Annotated in this window: 3 protein-coding genes; 2 read left to right on the forward strand and 1 reads right to left on the reverse strand. The window is 34.7% G+C overall.

All coding sequences use genetic code 11. The features are described from left to right. Positions 1–668: 668 nt before the first annotated feature. Positions 669–2,246, forward strand: a complete 1,578-nt coding sequence (locus V6255_RS17820; RefSeq protein ID WP_341629353.1) for a phospholipase D family protein — start codon at positions 669–671, stop codon at positions 2,244–2,246. A gap of 161 nt (positions 2,247–2,407) precedes the next feature. Then, on the forward strand, positions 2,408–3,217 hold the full coding sequence (locus tag V6255_RS17825) for an S-adenosylmethionine decarboxylase (protein ID WP_341629354.1): 810 nt from the start codon (positions 2,408–2,410) through the stop codon (positions 3,215–3,217). Here V6255_RS17825 and V6255_RS17830 read toward each other — a convergent pair. Beyond that, the gene (locus V6255_RS17830; RefSeq protein ID WP_341629355.1) at positions 3,214–3,903 is read right to left on the reverse strand and encodes an SIMPL domain-containing protein; all 690 of its coding nucleotides are present in this window, start codon (positions 3,901–3,903) and stop codon (positions 3,214–3,216) included. The two genes, V6255_RS17825 and V6255_RS17830, sit on opposite strands and share 4 nt — an antisense overlap. Positions 3,904–4,171 lie beyond the last annotated feature (268 nt).

Consider the following 4,171-nt stretch of genomic DNA (forward strand, 5'->3'; position numbering starts at 1 on the left):
CTCCCTATGCATGCAGAGTAATTATTGAGCACCAAAGATCAACACGCCCTAGTCATTTAAGGCTTTTTGGAAACACTTTAGCGCAAGTTATTTTGTAACGATTCCTAAGCCACAATTATTAATTTAATTGTGGCTTTTTTGTATTTGCGCGGAAAGTCCTTGGTTTAACTCTTTATTTAAACCCTCGAGACAAAGCACCATCATTAACGAATCGGCTTCAACATTATTTGCGCTTTTGTTTTCAAAATAGCCAGTCATTTAAGGCTTTTTGGAAACACTTTAGCGCAAGTTATTTTGTAACGATTCCTAAGCCACAATTATTAATTTAATTATGGCTTTTTTGTATCTAAAACGGATGAGTCCTTGGTTTAGCTTTTAGTTTAAACTCAGAGATAGAAGAACCTCACAATAAAACTCCCCTGCTACATCAAAAAAGCAATGAAACTATTAAAAGCTAAAGTTATAAAAAAAGATAAATTAGAGCCCATTGATAAAATTCGATAGCCAGCCTTTAGTTTTGTTATTATTTAAATTCTAAATCAAAACAGTTAGTGCGCTTATTAGCAGATAACATTAATAAGCAAGATTAGTCATTAACATTAGCAACTAACAAGACTTATATCAGTCCTATGAACTATATGATGGTAATTATCAAGCAGGGAAAGCAATTGAATCAATTAACACAGCGATGCAATATTAATACTTTTAAAATAGTCACATTAGTACTTAGCCTATTATTTCTTTCTGCATGCACGCCTGCGCCAGAAAGGTTTTCTAACGATAGCGAAGATTACTGTAAAGATATTAGCTTTCAGAAGAGCACTACGCTCACTGAGCAACTTGCACCCTACTCTCACTATATCGAAGGTGGGAAAACCGGTGTTTATGTCTTAGAGCAAGGCACAGAAGCGATGTTCACAAGAGCTTGGTTAAGTGAACATGCAGAAAAAACAATTGATGTGCAATATTTTATATTCTCTGCGGATAACATTGGTTTATTAGCTATCGATTATTTGGTTAGAGCGGCTGAACGTGGCGTTAAAGTACGGATATTAGTTGATGACATCATGTTAGATGCTAAAGGTGATGAGCTATTAATACTCAATGCACACCCAAATATTACTATTAAAATTTATAACCCGCTTGTGAATACCGGTAAAAATATCGTACAAAAACTCACTAACTTAGTCACTGATTTTCATGCCTTTAATCAGCGTATGCATAATAAAACCTTTACCGTTGATAGTGCCGTTTCTATTACTGGTGGAAGGAATGTTGCAGATGAATATTTTGGTTATGATCATGAATATAACTTTAGAGATAGAGATACATTATTAATAGGCCCAACAGCTAATAATATTGAGCAATCATTTAATGAATTTTGGCAGCATAGTTTAAGCGTCCCTGTTACCGATTTATTAGCAGATAAAGCAACTGAAGAAGCACTTCAAAAAGAAGCGCCCAACTTTCAAAAACTCCATCAATACGCCTGTAACCCTACAAATTTTTTACCTGAAGTCAGAGCGCAAATAGAAGCAATGCCAGCCGCCTTTAAAAAAGCAGTGGATGATGGTGATGTTCATTGGTTAGATAACATTGAATACGTTTCAGATGCACCTGGTAAAAATGATGGAGAGGTCTTTTTAGGCGGAGGTGGTATCGCAACCAGCAAGTTAATTGCATTAATTACGCAAGCGAAGAAATCAGTCACTATTCAAACACCTTATTTGATCACCACCGATTTAAGTAAAGGCATTTTAAAAACCTTAGTTGATAGTGGAGTAGAGGTAAAAATATTAACCAACAGCCTCGCTTCAAACGATAACTTAGAAGCTTTTAGCGGCTATCAAAGAGATCGTGATGCTTTACTAAAGACTGGCGTTAGCATCTATGAATTTAAACCTGATGCCCAAATAAGACAAAAAGTCATGTCACAAGAAATGTCCAAACAATTAGAGCAGGCTCCTATATTTGGTTTACATGCTAAATCAATGGTAATTGATGACAATTTAACTGTCATTGGTACCTTTAACTTAGACCCCCGTAGCGCCAATTTAAACACGGAAAGTGTTGTCATCATTCCCTCGTCAGCGATTGCTAAGAAAGTGAAAGCAGCCATGCTCGTTGAAATTCAGCCTGAAAATGCTTGGGAAGTGACATTAGATTGGAACCCTGACCATAAAGTAGATTTAACTAAGCGTTTAAAAGTTAAATCTAGAATAGTAGTGCCTAAAAGTATTTTATAAATAGAGTGAGGCGTCTCCAATCATCAACACGCTTTAACTATTTTAACAAAACCATAAGAATACGTTAGACTGCGCTCCTGATGATTTTATTATATAGATAAATAATGACTTACCAATTTCAGTTTAACCTTAAGGTTAACGCAGTAGAAAAGGTTAATTAGATGTTTTACGAAGGGACTGAGAAACGTTTATTAATCTGCACTAAAAGCCTTAACTTATTTGATTTTGACGATGGCTTTTGGCAACAGTTAGTTGTGAACTGCGGCGCTGAAATATTATCAAGTATTCAAAACACTCAACTCAAAGCTTACTTGTTGTCAGAATCGAGCTTATTTGTTTGGCAAGATAAACTGTTATTGATCACCTGTGGTAATACACAATTAGTAAAAGCTGCTTTGTTTCTTCAACAAGAATTGACTAAGCAACAAATAAGTACACTGATTTTCCAACGCCATCAAGCGCTGAAACCGCAACTGCAGAGCTCTAACTTTCAACAAGACACCTTGTTATTAGAAAAACAGTTTAATGGCCAGCAACAACACTGGAGAGACAATTACCAAGGTGATTTGTTTGTGTTCGGGGAAATATCAGAAAAGAATATTACAACACAAAGTATTTATATGTTGCATGGATTAAATGGCAAGCTAGCGACGCAGTTACAAACTGAAACCTTAGATAAACAACAAATCCTAGAAAAGTTAAAGCTCGACGTCTTTTTTGATGATCTAATAATTGACCATTTTAGCTTTGAACCAAAAGGCTATTCATTGAATGCAATTTGCGGTGAAAATTATTTAGCCATTCATTTAACGCCTGAACAGCTAAGTACTTATTTAAGTGTTGAAACCAGTTTTTCTGCACTGCAATGCACTGATTTCATAACCTATTTACAGCAACTTTTTTTACCCAATGATCTTAAGCAGCTGCACTTAAAGTCTGATAGTAAACGGTTAAATATCAGTGTTTTTTAATGATTTAATAAAAAAACCGCATTAACTTGCTCAGTAATGGTAATTTCATTATTTTGATAGCTAGGCACCATCTGGTCACTCTCCACCATACGCATCAAGACAGGCTGTGCATTATTAGTTTGGTAATTAATAGAGTACACATCACCTAAAGCTGCTTGATAACTTTTAGCGAGCCCTTTCGCTTTATTAATTGAGTCTTTCACCGCGAGATCACGTGCTTTTAACTGCCATTGAACCGGTTCTTTTAAGGCATAATTAATTTGACCAATACTAGAAATATCGCTCTTAACCAAAATTTGTAAAAATTCATTTACTTTAGTTACATCGCCCAATTGATAACTTAAATTACGTGTCGCTTTAACACCGACAGGTGTACGTTTTTTCTCAATATATTCATACTCAGGACGCATTTGAATATCTGCACGCTTTAATAGCGCTTGGTCAAAACCACCCTTTTGTAACTTAGAAAGAATTTGTTGTACTTGTTTATCGACTTCTCGCTTTGCATCATCGCTATCGTTTTCAACAGCAATTGATTGGAATTCTATTTTCACTGTATCTGGTTTTACCAGAATTTTAGCGATGCCTGAAACAGATACATGTGCTTTTTCTGGTAAATTACTCGCACTTACCCATGGCGTAGCAACAAACAAACAACTTACTAATAAAACGTTAAATATTTTCATTTTCTCTCTCGGATTAACAACAACCATTTATCACTAACTAATTGACTTATTTTTCATTAAAAAGTTTCATTGATTTCTCAACAACAAAACAAACTTTAAATAATAGCTCTACAAGTCAGTAATATTAACGATCTAACTTTAAAATAGATCAACCTAAACATTAAGATAAGTATAAATTAATTATCTACTGTACGCTTTATTAATGTTAATTTAACTAGGGCGTGTTGATCTTTCAAGAGTGTTTTTTGAACAGCATGGTGGAAATGTA

The organism is Psychromonas arctica (genome assembly GCF_038155225.1).
GTDB classification, from domain to species: Bacteria; Pseudomonadota; Gammaproteobacteria; order Enterobacterales; family Psychromonadaceae; genus Psychromonas; species Psychromonas arctica_B.